Below are 18,391 nucleotides of genomic sequence, written 5' to 3'. Positions count from 1 at the left end.
GAGACTCCCGATGTTCCCGAGACTCCCGATGTTCCCGAGACTCCCGATGTTCCCGTGACACCCGATGCTCCTGTAACACCCGATGCTCCTGTAACACCCGATGCTCCTGTAACACCCGATGTTCCCGAGACTTCCGATGCTCCCGAGACTCCCGATGAATCCGATTCTGCAACTGTTCCTTATGTTGAGGTTTCCGAGTCCGATGTTCCTCTGGGCGATTATATCGAAGTAGATGAACCCGATGTTCCTCTGGGAGATTTCATTGATGTAGAGGATCCCGATGTTCCTCTTACCGATTCCGAAATTTCCAACCCCAAGACCGGCGAAAACCGCACACCTCTCCATATAGCTGCTTTCGCAGCAGTTGCTTCCGCAGCTGTTCTGGCATTTGCCACAAGAAGAAAGTACGACGGCAGCAAGTACGAGAAGTAACATTAAGCTTAATATGACAAACGGCTTCGGAAGAAATTCCGAAGCCGTTTTTTGCACAAAAAAGCCGTACCGCATTTTTGTCTGCGGTACGGTAAATTCATACTAATAACCAATTATTCATCATCGGGAGCTTTATCGTCAACGGTGACTTTAAGGCGTATGATCCTGTTATCCTCAGCCTCAAGCACATCAATAACAAACCTGCCGCTTCTTGTAATATCTCCGGGAACGGGTATCCGTCCGAAAATTTCCATTGCCCAGCCGCCCATAGTGTAGCTTTCGGTCTCGATGGAATTTTCGGGGAGCTCCGCATATTCCTCAAAATCGCTTACATTAAGCTCAGCGGCGCACTCGTAGACATTATCCCCGAGCTTTACGCAGGAATGCTCCTCCTCGTCCGTCTCGTCGTAAATATCGCCCAGGAGCTCCTCGATAAGGTCCTCCATGGTTACCATTCCGTAGGTACCGCCGTACTGGTCCTTGATTATCGCCATATGTATCTTTTCCTTCTGCATACGGGCGAGGACCTCCGAAACGGTGGCAAATTCGGTTATATAGATAAGCTCGTGGATTATGCTCTCGATGCCGTCCGACCTTTCTCCGCTGACGGTCATTTTGAAAAAGTCGCGCTCGTGGATAAAGCCGATGATATTATCGATATTTTTCTCATAAACGGGCATACGTGAATACTGCTCGGCAAAAAACACCTCACGGATATGGTCAATGCTGTCATGCCTCTCAACAGCGGTTATGCGGACTCTCGGGATAAGGACCTCGGATATGCTCTTATCGTCAAACTCAAGCGCTGAGCGCACAAGGTCGCTTTCCTGCTCCTCCAGCACGCCCTCCTCCTCGATCTCGTCGATTATATATTTCAGCTCGTCCTCAGTGACCGAGGGGGCGCCGCTGCCCTTTCCGAAAAGCTTTGACGCAAGCTTCTGCAGCGCGCCGAATACCACTGTCACAGGCGTCAGTATCACTATAAAGAACTTGAGTATACCGCATATGGCAAGCGCCATACTGTCGGCGTGCTGCTTTGCAAGGCTCTTGGGCAGTATCTCGCCGAATATCAGCACCAGCAGGGTCATTGCGACGGTGGAAATGGCTGCCGCAGTTCCCGTTCCGTATTTTTCAGCAAAGAGGGTGGTGCATATTAGTGTGGCAAGTGATGCTGAGAATATGTTAACTATATTGTTGCCCACAAGTATAGTGGTTATGGTTTTGTCATAGTTCTCGGCAATCCTGAGTGCCCTCTCTGCTTTTTTATTGCCCTCCGCCGCCTCGTGCTTGAGACGTATCTTATTTACTGAGGAAAAGGCTGTTTCCGCTGACGAGAAAAAAGCCGAAAGTGCAAGCAGAACAATTATCGCGACATATTCCATAAAAAATTATCAAACCTTTCTGCGGTGGGGGGTGCCCCGCGGCGGCGGGTGACGACCCGCCGCATATTCGCCCGTAAGTATTGCAAAATTTTCTAATTTGCGGCTCGGTAACCTTATAGCGATCCACAAAAATATCCTGCCAAGTTCGGCGGTTCAAAGCTTGAATAGTGTCGTCACTCACCCTTGACAGGCGGCAAGCCTGCCTGCGGGTTCCTTCCTAACTCTTCAAGCTTTGCACTCGCCTCCTTTTGTCAGTCTGTTTCTGTGTCTTGCTATAGTTACTTTTGAGTTGCTTTGGTGGTATATTTTCCCTATAAAACTATACGGCGCGGAATGTTCTTTACAGTTCCCATAAATTAACAGCGCGGTCTCGCCGCGGGGCGACCCCCGCCGACCCGCCAAAAAAGGCGCCCCCGAGCTGTGGAGCTGCGGGGGCAAGATCATGATATAGGATTATGGGGGATTCCCGCCGAAGTCGGGGTAAAACCTCGGCGGGCAAAAATTAGGGGGTTCTTTTATAAGGCTGTGAGGGGTAAACACAGTCCTGATAAAAGCTTGAAATGAAATTCATACTCATTTCTGAGTACGATTATATAATACCCTGCCAATGTGTAAATTATGTGAAAGCAAACTGAAATTGAAATGAAACAGCCAAACGCCGTTTTTTCACAAAAAAATGCTCTCATATTCCCATATTTCCGGTATGATCTTTTCCCGCAGAAGCAGAATTATTCCGCAAGGGTGTATATTTCCCGAACGTCCTCGGGGGTGAGCCTTACGTATGAGCCCAGCTTTCCTCGCTTTGACTCAACGGCTCTTTTTGCCATCTCCTCAAAATTATCCCTGCCGATACCTATTTCCGACAGTCTGACGGGGAGAGACAGGGAACGGAAGAGATCCTCCAGGGAAGCTATCATTTTCTGTGCGGTATCGCCGTCTGACAGTCCCGAAATGCCGAACACGCGTCTGCCGAACTGCGCAGGCTTTGAGGGGTCCTTTGCCGAAACGAATTTCAGCCAGGCGGGGAAGATAACCGCCAGTCCTGCTCCGTGGGCGATATCGTAAAATGCGGAAAGCTGGTGTTCAAGCTGATGGGAAGCCCAGTCGCCGCCTCTGCCGTTCTCTCCCCTGCCGCGGTCGAGAATGTCGCAGTGGGCGATACAGCCCGTCCACATAAGCTCAGCGCGGACATCGTAATTTTCCGGGTCTGCAAGAGCCTTAGGTGCAAACTCAATGACAGTCTGAGCGGCGCCCTCGATAAGCCTGTCGGTAAGGTCGCAGCACTCGGTCTTCACAAAGTATCTCTCCATCAGATGAGCCAGCATATCAGCCGCACCGCAGGCAGTCTGATAAGCGGGGAGAGTATATGTATTTTCGGGGTCCATCACCGCAAAACGGGGAAGGAAGCATTCGGCTGTACAGCCCAGCTTTTCTCCTGTTTCCTCATTGCTTATGACCGAGGACATGGAACATTCGGAGCCTGCTGCAGGGATAGTGAGGACAACTCCCACGGGAAGTGCGATCTCGGGAGCCTTTGCGCTGCCGTAAAAATCCCATGGATCCCCATCATAGGGAACTCCTGCTGCGATCGCCTTGGCTGTGTCGATAACGCTGCCGCCGCCCACCGCAAGGATAAGGGAAACTCCCTCATTTCGCGCCATCTCTACGCCCTCTCTGACCTTGCTTATCCTGGGATTGGGCTTTACGCCCCATAGCTGGCAGTATTCCACGCCGCTTTCCTTGAGAGACGCTATGGTCTTGTCATAAACGCCGTTCTCCCTTACGGAGCCGCCGCCGAAAACAAGCATGACCTTGCCGTAAAGTGCGGCTTCCCTGCCGATATTATCCATTGAGCTTTTTCCGAAAATGATCTTCGTAGTATTATGATATACAAAATCATGCATAAATATGACCGTCCTTTCCCCGCGCTTTTCAGTAGCTAATAGTATTATATAATATAATACCACGATACGGGAAAATTTTCAAGTATTTTATGAAAGATTTTACTCCCGCTTTACGATAAAAAAAGTCCGCAGAAAATCGCTTCTCTGCGGACTTATATATCACATATTACTCGGAGAACATCTTCTCGGGGTCGTATCTCTTGTATGCGGCATCGTTCTTGGAAACGCTCTGAGCTGTAGTCCACTGGGCGATCATATCCTCGAACTCGTCAAACTTCATCTCGGAAAGGAGAGAGTCTCTTGCGGAGGTGAAATAATCCTCTTCCTCAAGGATATCAAGCTTCAGAACAAGATAGTAATGCTCGCCGTCGGCAGTCTCCACTATCTCAAGGTCGCCCTTGTTCATACTGCCGAACACCTTCTCTGCCACCTCGGGGCAGGGAACAGTCATATCAGCCTTTTCGATAGCGGTCTTATTGGAGCTTACCGCACCGATGGTAACGCTCTGGTCGTCAATGGCAACAGTCTCGCTTTCGGCAGCGGCGGTTTCCTCTGCGGCTGCTTCGGTTGTTTCGGCAGCAGTTTCCTCAGCTTCGGGAGCAGCAGTCTCCTCTGCTTCTGTCTCCTCGGCGGGAGCCATGGCCTCTTCGGGAGCTTCCTCGTCGCTGTCAATAAGCTCGTCTCCCTCACCTGCAAGAGGAGCCTCAGCGGGAGACTGGGCAACTTCGGCAGTTTCCTCGGGAGCAGTCTCCGCATTTGCTGCCTCCTCGGCAGCGGCAGCTTCTTCGGCAGCGGCAGCTTCTTCGGCAGCCTTCTTGAGGTTATCGTAATATGTCACATACTCTGCATTAAGCTCGTCGAAATCCTCGCCGTTCTTATAACGCTCGATGTAGCTGTTCAGCATTTCCATACGCTCAGCCTTGCCGTCAGACTTGAGAAGATTGCCCTCGCCGTCCCTCAGTTCAACCTCAATGTAATTGATAAGAGCGTAATTCTCGTCAAGATAAGTCTTTATCTCGTCATCGGAAACGGCTCTCTCGCCGCCCTCGGAATAAATCGTCTCAAACAGCTTCTGCTTCTTGGAGGAATTAAGGAAGATGGACTTGTAGGAATTTTCGCTGATACCCATAGAGGTGTAATACTCTCCTGCATATTCCCACATCTGGTCCAGATATACCTGAGCGGTCTCCTTGTCCTCATCGCTGAGGGTAAGTCCGTACTCGTCAAATTTTGCCTCCACAGCGGCATATTCCTGCATAGACTTGGTAGCCTCGTCATATATCCACTGCTTTGCATCAACTCCGTCTATCTGTGAAGAGAAGAGGGGCAGGGTAACTGTCTCGGAGGACTGAGCAGCTGCGCCCTCGGGGCTCAGGTCAGCAGTTGTTTCGGCAGCCTGCTGCTCGGAAAGCTTCTGCTGTGCCTCGTAATGAGCGGTCTCAAGGTAGTAGATGAACACGCCTGCGGGTATCTGAACGCCGTCAATAACAGCACCCCAGGTGGTTTTCTCTCCGCAGGCGGTAAGAGAGCCCAGCATTGCTGCCGCACAACTCAGCGCTGCGATCTTCTTTATATTAAGCTTTGACATTTTTATTTGACCAATCCTTTCAGCTGCCCATAGATCGGGCAATTTCATAGATACTTTATATTATACCATAACCTGCGCCTTATGTCTACATATTTTTTTAAATTTTGATATCATAGACCTCACTTCCGTTGATTTTATCAATAAGCCGCCGTAAAAACAGGTCCCGATTTATCATACTGCACAATAAAGATCCCCGCATTTCCCACAAACGGAGAAATACGGGGGATAATTACTCGGACACGATTATCTGCAGCGATTCGGGTTCGCTTCCTCTTGAAGCGGAATACTGATATGAAGTAACGCCGCTTCCGTCATAAATGGGAGTTCTGAGAAGACTTATCCTTGTGCTGCGCTCGGGAGAGTTGCAGTCATATGCGTCTATAACAAACAGGTTCGGGGACTTTGCGTCACGGACGATGCGCACTGCATTCATAGCCGTTCCGCCGTAAACGATGACCGCAGGGCTTCCTGTGGTTAGCTCGTTCACAAGCTCGTCAAGAGCCATGTCGCCCTGATATCCGAAGTCGTATACCGTGCATTTTCCCGACCGGGGATATGCGTCAAACCATCTGAGCATATTCATAACGGCAAGGTCGTCGCCCTGACACATAGTGCTGTCGATAAGGACGCTTTCATAGGAATCAAAGCCCTTGAGCTTGTTGAATGTAATAGTTCTCAGGAATTCCGTCAGAGAGTCGGACTCGGGAGCCTTGAAGCTGAAATCGGCAGTGATGACCTTCATCATATGGCTGTCGATAAAGTCTCTTGTCTCCTCGCTGTAGCCCAGCACGCCGTTTCTTATCTTACGGAAATCCCACTTGTTGGGAAGGGCAAGATACTCGGTGTAGGAGTCAAGGATATCCATCTTGACGTTGGAAAGGTCGGTCCTGCTGTCCGTAAAGCTCTGGACGCCGCTGATGTCATAGCCCTCAACGGTCTTGCCGTCTATAGTGGTAAAGCCCTTTTCCGCAAGGCTCAGCTCGCCGGTGTAGTAGGCTCTGATAAGTCCTGCAATGCCCTTATCGGTGCCGCTCGGCGCAAAGTCGGAGCGGAAATTGCTGTAGCCGATGCCGTCCTTGAGAACGTTAAAGCCCGAATCGGCAACGATATAGCCCTTTCTGCCGCTCTCCTCCTCGATAGTCACCTGATTGTAGGACATAAAGCTCTGTATCTTATCGTAGATATTTTCCAGAGCGTCGGCGTTTGACGCCTGGAAGAACTGACCGTTTGTATCCTCGGCGATGTTGAAAAGGTACTCGGTGTCTATCTTTTTGCCCAGACCGATGGTGAATACGGTGATGCCGCTGCTCTTAGCCAGCTCAACAGCCTGCTTTTCTGCGGCTGCGTCATAATTTGAGGGCATACCGTCGGTGAGCAGGATTATGTAGTTCTTATCGCTGGGACGAACGCTGCCGAACTCTGCCACAGCGCTCTTTATGGCTCCTGCTATCTCGGTGCCCGAAAATACCTGATGCTTGTTCCTGATATCGGATATCTGCTTCTTGACCGCATCGGAATCGTTTGAAATGGGAGTTATCTGAGCATAGCCGCCGGAAAATTCGCCTGCGCCGTAATTTGCTTCATTGCCCAGCATATCGATGAGATTTACCGCAAAGTCAAGGCGCTTGAACTCAACGTCATTCTCCTCGGAATTGGCGCACAGCTCCTCGGGATACATAGAGCCCGAATTGTCAATAAGGAAGAAAATATTGGTAGATCCCTTCTGCATAAGCACGGACGCGTCGCATACAGCGTAAACGCCGCTTTCGGTTATCTCGGCGCTGACGGTATTGCCCTTTGCGTCAAGGGTGCTGGCAAGCTTTTCAAACAGAAGCTTGTCCTCGTCAAAGCGGTATACCGAAAGTGCGCTCTCGGTCACTCCGCCCTCAACAATTTCCTTTTCGCTGTAGGAAAAGGTCATGGTACAGCTGTCAAAATTCTTGTCGGTGTAGAACTCGTAGGCATAACCCACAAGTCCGGGAGTGCCCTGGATACTGTTGTTTGCAAGCTTTGAAAGGGAGGTGTAGGCTGTATTGGGAATACCCGTTATCTTAGCCGCCACGCTTCTTTCGGAAACGGTGATGTCCCTTATGACCTCTCCGTCGGGGGTGGAGCCGTCGGTGCAGGGGTTATTGGGGTCAAGCTCCGCTCTCACCTCTCTGCCGTCAAGAACGCCGTCTCCGTCGCAGTCGGCATTGAGGGGATCGGTGTGTGACTCCCTTATCTCGTATTCATCGGGAAGTCCGTCCATATCGGAGTCCGCAAGGAAGCGGTAAAGCCCCAGATCGTCCTTCTGCTCGGCGGTAAGAGGGCTTATTTCGGGCACCTCGTAGCTGTCATTCTCGTTTGATACTATCTGGCTGCGGCTGTTCAGCTTGGTCTCAAGGTCGGTATAGAACTCGTCATTCTTTGCGCCCACATAGATGAACGCACCCGCATAGGCGAGAATGAGAAGTATCACTATCACCAGCACAGCCTTGCCCGCCTTCATGGAAAGGATAGCACGGTTAAAGCGCTTGTTGGCATTATGCTTGCGCCGTGCCGCTTCGGCAGCGGAGTTTGCGGCTGCCTTTGCCTCGGAAGCGGCGATCGCCTCCTGAGCGGCTTTAAGCTCGGCACGCTTTTTCGCCATCTCCTGAACGTTGTCCTGCCGCTGCCTTGCCTGCTCAGCCCGACTGAGGCGCTCAGCCTCCTTCTGCATTTCCATATCGCGCTGATGCTTGTTGTAGGCTTCTTCCTGGAGCTTCTTCTTTCTTGCGGCGGCAAGGTCTCGGTCAAGAGCGTCCTCGGCTCTTGCTCTGCGGGCAGCCTCCGCTTCGGATATCATAGGACCTGATGAAAGGGTCTCCTCGGCAGTCATTATCTGCTTATTTTCCGCCTTGGGAGCAGGCTTTTCCTCTGTCTTTGGAGCAGGCTTTTCCTCTGCCTTGGGTGCAGGCTTTTCCTCCGTCTTGGGTGCAGACTTCTCCTCTGCCTTGGGTGCAGGCTCGTCATCGCCCATATCATCATCTGAGAAAGCCATCATCTCGCTGAAGCTCTGGACGGGGATATTTGCCTCGTCCTCCCCATTTTCCGAAGCAGCATTTGCAGCCGCGGTCTCGGGTGCCGCAGGAGCGGGAGCAGCCTTCTTTTTCTTCTTTTTATTGTTGCTCAAGTTTTTCACTTCCATTTATGTAATCGTTTATTTACGCCGATAAAATTCAAGCTTATTATTTAATTATATTATATAAAGGGGGATCCCGTCAACAGGTTTTGCCATTTTTATTTATGAATATTTCTGCAATTTTATTTAACATTCGTCAAACAGTATAAAGCCGCAGGTAACAGCCTGCGGCTTTAATGCTCTATGTATTGTATCACGCAATGATTTTTTTGAAAAATGTCGGTGGAGAGCAATGCGCTTCTCCCCTGGAAAAATGCGGTTTATGCAGCCACCGCAGGCTTTTTGGGCTTCTTGATGATGTTAAGCACCTTCACGATAACAGAGCTGAGCAGAATGTTGCTTACCATTTCAACGAGGAAGTTGAGTCCAACCATTCCGAAAATAAGGTAAGCTCCCACAGAGGCAAAGCCTGCGCCCTGAGCCCACTCCGTAATGGTATCGAGGAAAAACACAACGCAGCCTAAGAGGAACACGCCCGTATTGATAACGGGGCAGACCACAGCGGCGGCAATTACCGCAGCAATGCGGTTTTTGTTCTCAAGGAGCTTGTAGACAAGTCCTGCTCCCAGACCTGCTAAGATTCCCTTGAGCAGTACTGTAATGACAGTTCCCGCAGCGTTTATCGCCATAAATGCGGCAGCGTCGGTGCAGAGAACTACTGCTCCGAACACAAAGCCCAGCCACGCACCCGACTTATATCCGTACAGCGCCGCTCCGACTACTATTGGAATAAGCACGAAAGTTACGCAGAATGGTCCGAACTTGATGCCGATAGCCAATGCCTGCAGGACCACCACAATGGCGGTGAGAATACCTGTTCCCACAATTGCTCTTGTTTTTTCACGCATAATTAAGATCCTCCTTGTTATTATTCCCTTTCGGGATACAATACAACTTCGGATACAATACAATAGTATTATAGCACGGTACTTCGCATTTTTCAAGAGGGTAAATGCGAAATATCGCTTTTGCACAAAATGACACTCTTTAATATGGAAATACTTTACACGTCCGTCATATCCATCTGATAAAAGCGGTCTTGTCGTTGCGGTTAAAGCCTGCACGCTCGTAAAATCTGAGAGTGCTTTCCTCCTTTGAGCCTGTCAGGAGCATTATCTTGTAGCAGCCCTCTTTTTCGGCAATATTCTTTGCGAAGTCAAGGCAGGCTGTGGCAAGCCCCTTTTTGCGGTACTCGGGACGGGTGACAACATTTTCTGCGAATGCATAGGGCTGCTGACCGTGGGTGAGGTTGGGAATTATCACGCATACGCAGGAGGAAGCGATAATACCGTCCTCCTCGGCGACTATGATGTGATGGTCCTTGTCGCTCATTATCCTGTCCCACAAGCAGGCAAGCTCGTCATTCTTTTCGGGTATGGGATCGCCGTGGAGATAGGTGTAAAGCTCCAACAGCCCCTCAAGGTCGGAATAGTCTGCCTCTCTTATCATATCACAGCTCCTTTGCGATGTTCTGCACCGAGGCGGTTATGAGCTTCTTGAACAGGGGTGCCACCCTGTCGGCAGTTTCCTGCACCTCGGCATGGGAAAGGGGACGGTTGGATACTCCGCAGGCAAGGTTTGATATGCAGGAAATTCCCACTGTTTTCATTCCCATGTGATTTGCGGCAATGGCTTCGCAGGCGGTGGACATTCCCACGGCGTCTGCGCCAAGAGTTCTCACCATTCTCACTTCCGAAGGGGACTCGTAATTTGGACCTGTGAGCTGAATGTAAACGCCCTCTCTGAGAGGTACATCAAGCTCTCTTGCGGTCTTTTTCACGATATCGCGAAGCTTCTTGCTGTATATCTCGCTCATATCGGGGAAACGGGGACCCAGCTCGTCAAGGTTTTCACCGATAAGTGGGGAGGGAGCCATACATATCTGGTCGTTTATGAGCATAAAATCGCCGCACTCAAAGTGCCAGTTAACGCCCCCTGCCGCATTGGTGACAAAGAGCACCTCTGCTCCCATGAGCTTCATAAGCCTTACGGGGAGCACCACGTCCTCCATGGGATAGCCTTCATAGTAGTGGACTCTGCCCTGCATTACCACCACGGGCACCTCGCCCACATAGCCGAACACGAACCGTCCCTTATGACCGGGGGCGGTGGAAACGGGAAAGCCCTCGATATCCTTATAATCAAGGGTGGCTCTGATGTCGATGCCGTCGGCGTAGTCGCCCAGACCCGACCCCAGGATAAGAGCAATTTTCGGGGTAAAGTCAACCTTTGCCTTAAAGCATTCATAGCATTTCATAAGTCTTTCATAGCGTTTTGACATAGGGGTACTTCCTTTCGATAATTATTTGGTATCACACCTTATGTACCGATGTGCCGTAAATAACGGAACGTGCTTTGCCGTTCTGCTTTGCTTCATAAAGGGCATGATCGGCACGCTCGAATATCCTGCGCTCATCGTCACTGTCTTCATTGTAATACACGCCCGAGCAGGTCTGGAGGATATATTCGGTATTTCTTTCCCTGAGCCTGCGGTTCACAAGAGCCATTTTTTCGGCTGTGGCTTCGGCATTTTCAAAGGAAATAACCGCAAATTCGTCACCGCCGTACCTGAAAACATTCTCTCCGAATATCTCGGTGAGGATATGGGCAATGCTTATGAGAGAGGTGTCACCCTCCCCGTGACCGTATGTATCGTTTATGGATTTGAAATTGTCCACATCAAGGAGAACGAATGAAAATGTACTGTCCTCCTCAAGAAGCTTTTCCATATAGCTGTCAAGAGAGCGGCGGTTTGAAATGCCCGTCAGTCCGTCAATGCAGGCGAGCTTTTCAAGCTGCTGTTCCAGAAGATACTGCTGCTTTACGGTATGATAATTTCTCGTCTCGACCGCAATGACCACCAGCAGGAATATGAAATGATTGAGGAAAAACGGGATATGCAGCCGGAAAGTCCCGCCTTCTCCCATAAATTTAACAATGGCTATCATTCCAGCCGATGAGCACAATGCGTAACAGGAATATATCAGTGGCGGCAGAGAGCTTATACTTCCCACAGCCGCAAGGATAGTCATATAGGTCACGGGATAGCCCCCGCCGTTTATGTCCAGTGCGGATATGACGGCAGACCAGAATATGAGCACCCCATTGTATATGCACACATTCGATATGGCTGCCTTTCCAAGCTTAGGTCTTTTCATGCAAATGCGGTTAACGGTTATCGCTAAGATCGAACAGATGAATAAAAACACATAGCAGGTAAAATACAGCTTTCGCTTTATATCGCCAAAATCAAAATTTATCGCCCCATAGATCATCATCATGCCTTCAAGGGCAGCGATGAGTATCAGAAATGCCTCGTACCCATGCCAGTTCTTTTTCAAGTTTAACTTAATTATCTCTCTGTTGTTCATATTTTTATCCTTTCGGGCGGTGATGACCGAGATGTATGAAAGTCCGCACATGGCATATACAGCGAGAGCGACTGCTCTCGTTTTTTCAGCGTATCATCAGATATGAGCGGATATTCAGCAATAAAATCTTATCTCTCCGAAAAAGCTTTCCCACTTTTCAATTATCTCATCGCTTCTTGCTTCTATTACTCTGATAATATTTCTAAGAGCCTTCTCAGGTATCTGAGAGTTATTGTTTGCAGGAAGACACTTTCCGCAGGAGGTTATCCACACCTTTGTACCGTTTGCCTGCGGTTTCCCCTCGGCAATGTGAACGTGGACAGGCTCTAAAGGTTCATTTTCATTAGACCAGAAATAGACCCAAAAAGAACCTATCTTAAAGACCTGAGGCACGTTCAAAACCTCCTTCTTCCGCAAACTCCATGATCAGATGTGCAGTAGACCGCACTATATTCATATATTTGTCAACTTCATCATTGCTGAAACCATAAACATCATCTATGGAATAATCGGGAAGATAACATATCATATGATGAAAGCAATCCTTTTCATCGGGCTTTTCAATATACACCTTGACCTTGCCTGACGGAAGAAGCTCGGAGTGCGTTATCTCTGTCTCGTCATCGAGAGTTAAAAACGGGTACATCATAGCGAAGCCTCCTTTTTAATATGACAGAATACCAATTTCTATAAAGAATAAATAATAAAGCCAATTCCGGTTAGTCGGGAAATTACAAGACCGGCGGGGGACTCCCCGCGGCGAGACGTTCTGTAATTTATTCGTGCGGCAGACTGTCGGCTCGGTAACGACACAAATATGCTGACCAATATATTCCGACTTATCGGGCTGATATTGTACCTATCGGCGCGGGGCGTCCCCCGCCGCCGCGGGTCGTCACCCGCCTCAGAACAGCTTTAAGCACCTTTTCTCAAACATCTCCTGCAATGCGCAGAGCACGCCCATTCTGCCCGTGGCGTATGTAAGTCCGCCCTGGACATATGCTGCGTAGGGTTCTCTGAGGGGGGCATCGGCGGAAAGCTCGATCGACGCGCCGTTGTTGAACGCGCCTGCCGCCATTATTACCTGGCTGTCATAGCCGGGCATATCCCATGGCTCGGGCGATACAAAGCTGTCAACGGGCGAGCCCTTCTGTATGCCCTTGCAGAATGCGATAAGGTTCTGGGAGTTTTTCATAAGCACTGCGGTGATGATATCCCCTCTGGGCTCACCGGGAGCAGGATAGCACTGATAGCCAAGCTGAGTCATTACCGCGCTTGTGAATGTGGCAGTCTTGAGAGCGTTTGCAACCACCTCGGGAGCATAGAAAAGTCCCTGGTACATTCTCTTGTTCTGGTCAAGGGAGCAGCCTGCCTCTCTGCCCACTCCGGGACAGGTAAGACGGTAGGACACCTGCTCCACAAGCTTCTTTGTGCCTGCGATATATCCGCCCGTTTCGGCAATTCCGCCGCCGGGATTCTTGATAAGCGAGCCGACTATCAGGTCTGCTCCTGCGGAAACAGGCTCGGACTTCTCCACAAATTCGCCGTAGCAGTTATCCACCATTACGATGATATCGGGGTTTGCGCCCTTTGCCGCCTTGACTATCTCCGCAATGCCGTTTACCGTAAGAGAGGGACGGAGGGAATAGCCCCTTGAACGCTGGATATAGGCAAGCTTTGCGCCCTTTACCTTCTGGAATATCTCCGCAACATTGGGCTTGCCGTCGGGGGTAAGGTCAACCTGCTCGTATTCAACGCCATAGTCTGCAAGGGAGCCGTTTCCGCTGCCCCTGAGACCGATGACCTCTTCAAGTGTATCATAGGGTCTGCCTGTGAGGGAGACCATTTTGTCCCCCTTTCTGAGAACTCCGAAAAGGGCAATGGTGAGGGCGTGGGTGCCCGAAACGATGTTGTGGCGCACAAGGGCGTCCTCCGCTCCCATTGACTGGGCAAACACCTTGTCAAGGGTATCACGTCCCAGGTCGTCATAGCCATAGCCTGCGCTGCCCTTCATACATACATCGCTTACCTTGTTGTCGATAAAGGCTTTGAGCACCTTTTCGCCGTTATATCTGGCGGTGCGGTCTATCTCCTTGAATGCGCTCTCGCAGGCTTCCTCAGCCTTTGCAGCCGCTTTGAGTATTCTTTCCTCGATTTCAAAGCCCTTCTGTACAACGGGCTTGGGGTCAAAAATTTCTGCCATTTATATTATCTCCTTTTTGTAAATAAAGTCTTTATCGATCTCTTTAAATCCTACAGAGCGATAAAAGCCCATAACGTCATCATATGCCCATAGACGGGGAACTGTTCCCGTTTTGTAAAGCTCGCCCGATATGGTTTCCAGCATTTTTCTGCCAAAGCCCTTGCCCCTTTCGGCGGGCATAACGGCGACCTGTGAGATATACGCCGCTCCCTCATATATAAAATCAACGCAGGCACAGGCGGCGTTTTTGTACATATACGCCTTTGATACCCCGTGACGTATGCGGTGGGACATATCCGCATACCACATATCAAGCTCCGTTTCCCCGAAGGAACATTTCACTATTTCATACATTTTCATAAGGCTTGCCGCTTCGGGGCAGTTTTCGGTCTGCGGGACAGCTTTACGCTCAAACATAGTTCTGCGGCGTTTTTCATAGCCGTCAAGGGTGAGCCTTTCAGCCATATGGGGCGGACATTCTACAGTCTCGGGGGAATTTATCATAATAAAGCTTTGAAGCTCGGCTGTATCGTCACATTCTCCGCTTATGACCGCGGAGCAGTTGTAGATAAGTGCGCTGCCTTTGTCAAAGCTGTAGAGCCTGCAAAAATCATATCCCGTGCCGTAAGCCTTGCAGGCAGCTTCTATCCTGCCGCTGTAATAGCTTTTGTCAAGGACAAGCTCCGAGGGGTCTGTAATAAGCTTTATCATACCCTGCCCGAAAGTATCTCCATTGCCATTGACAGGCTCAGGGCATAGGAGTCAAAATAATCCTCCTCGTTTATAACGCAGCATGGGGTGTGCAGATAGCGGCAGGGTACGGATACGGCGCAGGTGCGCACTCCTCCGCGGCTTATGTGTATGGCTCCGCTGTCGTTTCCGCCTGCAATGACCGTTTTGGTCTGGCGCTTTACGCCGATCTCCTCGGCAAGCCTTACGGAAAGCTTATAAAGCTCCCTGTCATAGAGGGTGCTTCTGTCCATATAGGACACAACGGGTCCCTCTCCTAAGCTACAGCACCGCTTGTCGCCCTCGGAAAGAGGTATGTCGGCGGCGGTGGTGGCTTCAAGGACAAGGGCAAAGTCGGGAGCTGCTTCAAATGCCGCAGTCCTTGCTCCCCGAAGTCCGATTTCCTCCTGTGTCACAAAGGTGAAGGTGCAGTCGTATTCGAGAGCGTTTTCAAGTATCATTGCAAGCATTATGGCACAGCCTGCTCTGTCGTCTATTGCCTTTGAGCGGATAATGCCGTTTCTTTGAGCATAGCCGCAGGTGAAATACGCATAGTCACCGAGGGAGACCTGCTTTTCGGCGTCTGCCTTGTCGATCGCTCCGATGTCGATGTAAAGTCCGTCGAATTTCGGGGCAGTTTTGCGCTGCTCCTCGGTCATATTGTGGACGGCTCTCGAGCCTACTGCGCCCATAATGCCGCTTTCAAGCCTTACCTGTCTGCCGATAACCGCATCCGCCTCAACGCCGCCTATGCAGTTGATGTTAAGCGTTCCGTCGGCGTTTATCCCCGTTACGATAAGCCCTACCTCGTCCATATGGGCGGATATCATCAGCTTTTTTGCGGCAGGCTTTTTTCCCTTGTATTCGGCTATGACACAGCCAAGGGGTGTTACCCGACATTCACATTTGTCCCCGATGGTGTCAAGGATAAATTTTCTTACCCTGTCCTCCTGTCCCGAGGCTCCGTCGATTTTGCACAGCTTTTCAAGCAGCTCACGAAGCAGCTCCTTGTTTACATTTATGCTCATTTCACATCACCTGCTTTCAGAAATGCGGCGATAAGCTCCGCTGTAAGCTCGCAGTCGGAAACGTCTATTACCTCGGCGGGAGTGTGCATATATCTGAGAGGTATGGAGAGGGTCACTGCTTTTGAGCCGCACTTATTTACGGAAAATCTGTCCGCATTGGTGCCTGTGGTACCGTTCATCACTTCAAGCTGATAGGGTATATCATTTGCCTTTGCGCGGTTTATGAACCAATTTGAAAGGGCTCTGTCAAGAGAGGGCGCAATGCCTATCATACAGCCCTTTGACAGCTCGCCGCACTTTTTCGGATCCTCGCCGCCGCAGAGGGCAAAGCTTACATCGACTGCTATGGAAATATCGGGGTCGATGTCAAATGCGCCTATGCAGGCTCCCCTTTCGCCCAGTTCCTCCTGTGCGGAAAACATTACCGTAAAGGTATAGGGCAGGCTGTCATACTCGCCGCAAAGGCTGTCAACAGCCTTAATTATTGCAGCAATACCGCAGCGGTCGTCAAGTCCTGCGCCGCAGATACGTCCGTTTAAAAGCTCGGTGCAGGGGGAGTCAAAGGAGACAGGGTCTCCGAGGGAAATTTTTTCTCTGACCGTTTCTCTGTCCGAAATGGGGTCGATATATATCTGATCTTTCTCCATAACGGAGCTGTCCTTTTTCAGATGTGGGGGCAGGGTGCAGATAACGCCTTCTATATTCTCCCTGCCGTGTATCACGACCCTCTGTGCGGGGAAAATGCGCCTGTCAAGACCGCCTATGCAGTCTGCCTTCACAAAGCCCTCCTCCGTAATGCTTGTGACTATCATTCCCACCCTGTCAAGGTGAGCGTCAAGGAGGACATGGGGCTTTTTATCGCTTCTTTCCCCGAAATGGGCAATGACATTGCCATTTTTCAGTTCGGCCTTATCCGTATATCGGAGCAGCTCGCTTTTGCAGAGAAGGGCAGTGTCTGTTTCATTTCCCGAAACGCCCTCCGAGTCTGCAATGCGGATAATAAGCTCCGCAAGTTCTTTTTTGTTCATTTGATCTTCCTTTCATCAGAGAGCGTTTACAAGGCTCTTGAAATGATTTCCCCTGTCCTCGAACATTCTGTACATATCAAAGCTTGCGCAGGCGGGAGAAAGGGAAACTATATCGCCCGATCCAGCATGGTCATGAGCGGTTTTAACGGCTTCTGCCATATCGTTTACGATGATGATCCGGAGTCCGCTGTCCTTGAATTTCTCAGAAGCGGTAACAGCCGCCTTTATCTTTTCCTTTGTCTGACCCATAAGTATAAGGAGCTTTACCTTTTCGCATACAAGGTCTGCCATGGGCTCGAAGGATATGCCCTTGTCCGAGCCGCCCATTATCATTATCTGCTTTTGTGCGAAAGTATTAAGGCAGGCGATGACTCTGGTGGGGCTGGAGGCGATGGAGTTGTTGTAGTATTTTACTCCGTCAAGCTCTCTTACAAGCTCTATTCTGTGCTCAACGCCGCCGAATTCCTTTGCCACCTTCTGCACTGTTTCCACGGATACTTTACCCCAGGTAACGGCAATGGCAGTAAGGTAGTTTTCCACGTTGTGAAGTCCCGGTATCTTTATATCGTTCATATGCACCACGGGGGTGACGGTGCCGTAGTCGTTATAGCAGAGCATTCCGTCCTCTCTGAGGAAGGCGCCGTTTTCAACCTTTTCGCGGCGGCTGAAATAGGCAAGCTGTCCTCTTACGAGGGGAGAAAGATCTTTTGCAGTCTGATTATCAAAGCTCAGCACTGCCTTTCCGAAGGCGTTCTGATGGAGAAGGAGATTTGCCTTGGAGTCGATGTATTCCTGCATATCCTTGTGGACGTTCAGGTGATTGGGGGTGATGTTTGTGATGGCTGCCACATCGGGGGAACGTCTCATTGAGATGAGCTGGAAGCTGGAAAGCTCCACTACGGCTGCGTCGTTCTCCCCCACTTCCTCGATCATGGGGAGAAGCGCTCTGCCGATATTTCCGCCCTTATGTACGGTCTTTCCCTCTGCGGCGAGAAGCTCCGCGATGATGGTCGTGGTGGTGGTCTTGCCGTCAGAGCCTGTTACGGCATAGATGGGGCAGGGGCAGAGGTCGAAAAAGACTTCCATTTCAGAAGTTACAGCAGTGCCGTGGTGTCTTGCGGCGGTGAGGGTCTCGTTATTGTAGTACATTCCGGGAGTGCGGAAAACCACGTCATAGCAGCCCTCTGCCATTCCCTCAAGGTAGCTTTCCCCGAGGGAGAATTTTGCGCCTGCTGCCGAAAGCTCATCGTATTCCTTCATCTGCTCCGCTGTTTTTTTATCGCAGACGGTAACGTCAAGTCCTTTTTTGCAAAAAAGCTTTATAAGGTCGGTATGGCTCACGCCCACCCCGATAAAGGCTATTTTTTTATCTCTCATATCAGAAAAGAATTTTTCCGCTTTAGTCACTTAATACCATATCCTCTCTTAAAAAATAGTTATTCATCTTATATTATACTACATCTTCCCAAATTTATCAACACATTTTTTTATGAGCGGTGTTAAATCTATGCGAAAAAACCCCGACTTTGGGAGCAAAGACGGGGATCATTATATATGATGAAA

At 50.1% G+C, this 18,391-nt stretch carries 15 protein-coding genes and 1 pseudogene; 1 reads left to right on the top strand and 15 read right to left on the bottom strand.

All coding sequences use genetic code 11. The features are described 5' to 3' along the window. Positions 1-432, top strand: a pseudogene (locus tag ACI4J0_RS08230) (hypothetical protein); the annotation flags it as partial. A 113-nt stretch (positions 433-545) separates the two neighbouring features. On the opposite strand, the gene ACI4J0_RS08225 reads toward ACI4J0_RS08230, so the two are convergent. The 15 genes from ACI4J0_RS08225 to murD all read right to left on the bottom strand — a co-directional run bounded on the left by ACI4J0_RS08225 (position 546) and on the right by murD (position 18,235). Continuing rightward, positions 546-1,814, bottom strand: coding sequence for a hemolysin family protein (locus ACI4J0_RS08225; protein WP_439765330.1), 1,269 nt, complete (start codon positions 1,812-1,814; stop codon positions 546-548). A gap of 728 nt (positions 1,815-2,542) precedes the next feature. Further along, on the bottom strand, positions 2,543-3,718 hold the full coding sequence (locus ACI4J0_RS08220; RefSeq protein WP_439765329.1) for an iron-containing alcohol dehydrogenase: 1,176 nt from the start codon (positions 3,716-3,718) through the stop codon (positions 2,543-2,545). A 166-nt stretch (positions 3,719-3,884) separates the two neighbouring features. Continuing rightward, a complete protein-coding gene (locus ACI4J0_RS08215; protein WP_439765328.1) occupies positions 3,885-5,306 on the bottom strand; it encodes a hypothetical protein in 1,422 nt (473 codons plus the stop codon). Between the two features lie 229 nt (positions 5,307-5,535). Continuing rightward, a complete protein-coding gene (locus ACI4J0_RS08210) occupies positions 5,536-8,460 on the bottom strand; it encodes a VWA domain-containing protein (RefSeq protein ID WP_439765327.1) in 2,925 nt (974 codons plus the stop codon). Positions 8,461-8,729: 269 nt separating this feature from the next. Continuing rightward, positions 8,730-9,317, bottom strand: a complete 588-nt coding sequence (locus ACI4J0_RS08205) for an ECF transporter S component (protein ID WP_439765326.1) — start codon at positions 9,315-9,317, stop codon at positions 8,730-8,732. 166 nt (positions 9,318-9,483) lie between these two features. Next, positions 9,484-9,918 carry a GNAT family N-acetyltransferase gene (locus ACI4J0_RS08200; protein ID WP_439765325.1) on the bottom strand — a complete coding sequence of 145 codons (435 nt, stop codon included), beginning with the start codon at positions 9,916-9,918 and terminating at the stop codon, positions 9,484-9,486. A 1-nt stretch (position 9,919) separates the two neighbouring features. Beyond that, positions 9,920-10,750, bottom strand: coding sequence for a purine-nucleoside phosphorylase (locus ACI4J0_RS08195; RefSeq protein ID WP_439765324.1), 831 nt, complete (start codon positions 10,748-10,750; stop codon positions 9,920-9,922). 31 nt (positions 10,751-10,781) lie between these two features. Continuing rightward, complete coding sequence (locus ACI4J0_RS08190) at positions 10,782-11,840, bottom strand: GGDEF domain-containing protein (protein WP_439765323.1); 1,059 nt, start codon at positions 11,838-11,840, stop codon at positions 10,782-10,784. A gap of 114 nt (positions 11,841-11,954) precedes the next feature. Then, a complete protein-coding gene (locus tag ACI4J0_RS08185; protein ID WP_439765332.1) occupies positions 11,955-12,233 on the bottom strand; it encodes a DUF4160 domain-containing protein in 279 nt (92 codons plus the stop codon). Beyond that, the gene (locus ACI4J0_RS08180; protein ID WP_439765322.1) at positions 12,217-12,489 is read right to left on the bottom strand and encodes a hypothetical protein; all 273 of its coding nucleotides are present in this window, start codon (positions 12,487-12,489) and stop codon (positions 12,217-12,219) included. Before ACI4J0_RS08180 ends, ACI4J0_RS08185 begins: the two co-directional genes overlap by 17 nt. 255 nt (positions 12,490-12,744) lie before the next feature. Further along, positions 12,745-14,043, bottom strand: coding sequence for an aminotransferase class I/II-fold pyridoxal phosphate-dependent enzyme (locus ACI4J0_RS08175; protein WP_439765321.1), 1,299 nt, complete (start codon positions 14,041-14,043; stop codon positions 12,745-12,747). Continuing rightward, positions 14,044-14,754, bottom strand: coding sequence for a GNAT family N-acetyltransferase (locus ACI4J0_RS08170; RefSeq protein ID WP_439765320.1), 711 nt, complete (start codon positions 14,752-14,754; stop codon positions 14,044-14,046). It lies immediately after the preceding gene. Then, a complete protein-coding gene (locus ACI4J0_RS08165) occupies positions 14,751-15,800 on the bottom strand; it encodes a M42 family metallopeptidase (RefSeq protein WP_439765319.1) in 1,050 nt (349 codons plus the stop codon). The genes ACI4J0_RS08170 and ACI4J0_RS08165 overlap by 4 nt, the downstream gene beginning before the upstream one ends. Continuing rightward, positions 15,797-16,828, bottom strand: coding sequence for a M42 family metallopeptidase (locus tag ACI4J0_RS08160; RefSeq protein ID WP_439765318.1), 1,032 nt, complete (start codon positions 16,826-16,828; stop codon positions 15,797-15,799). Before ACI4J0_RS08160 ends, ACI4J0_RS08165 begins: the two co-directional genes overlap by 4 nt. A gap of 15 nt (positions 16,829-16,843) precedes the next feature. Then, complete coding sequence (gene murD, locus ACI4J0_RS08155; protein WP_439765317.1) at positions 16,844-18,235, bottom strand: UDP-N-acetylmuramoyl-L-alanine--D-glutamate ligase; 1,392 nt, start codon at positions 18,233-18,235, stop codon at positions 16,844-16,846. Positions 18,236-18,391: the final 156 nt, after the last annotated feature.

This window comes from Huintestinicola sp., assembly GCF_051882455.1.
In the GTDB taxonomy this organism is placed as follows: domain Bacteria; phylum Bacillota; class Clostridia; order Oscillospirales; family Ruminococcaceae; genus Huintestinicola.
Note: the sequence above shows the minus strand (reverse complement) of the source record. Positions and strands in the feature narration are given on the sequence as shown.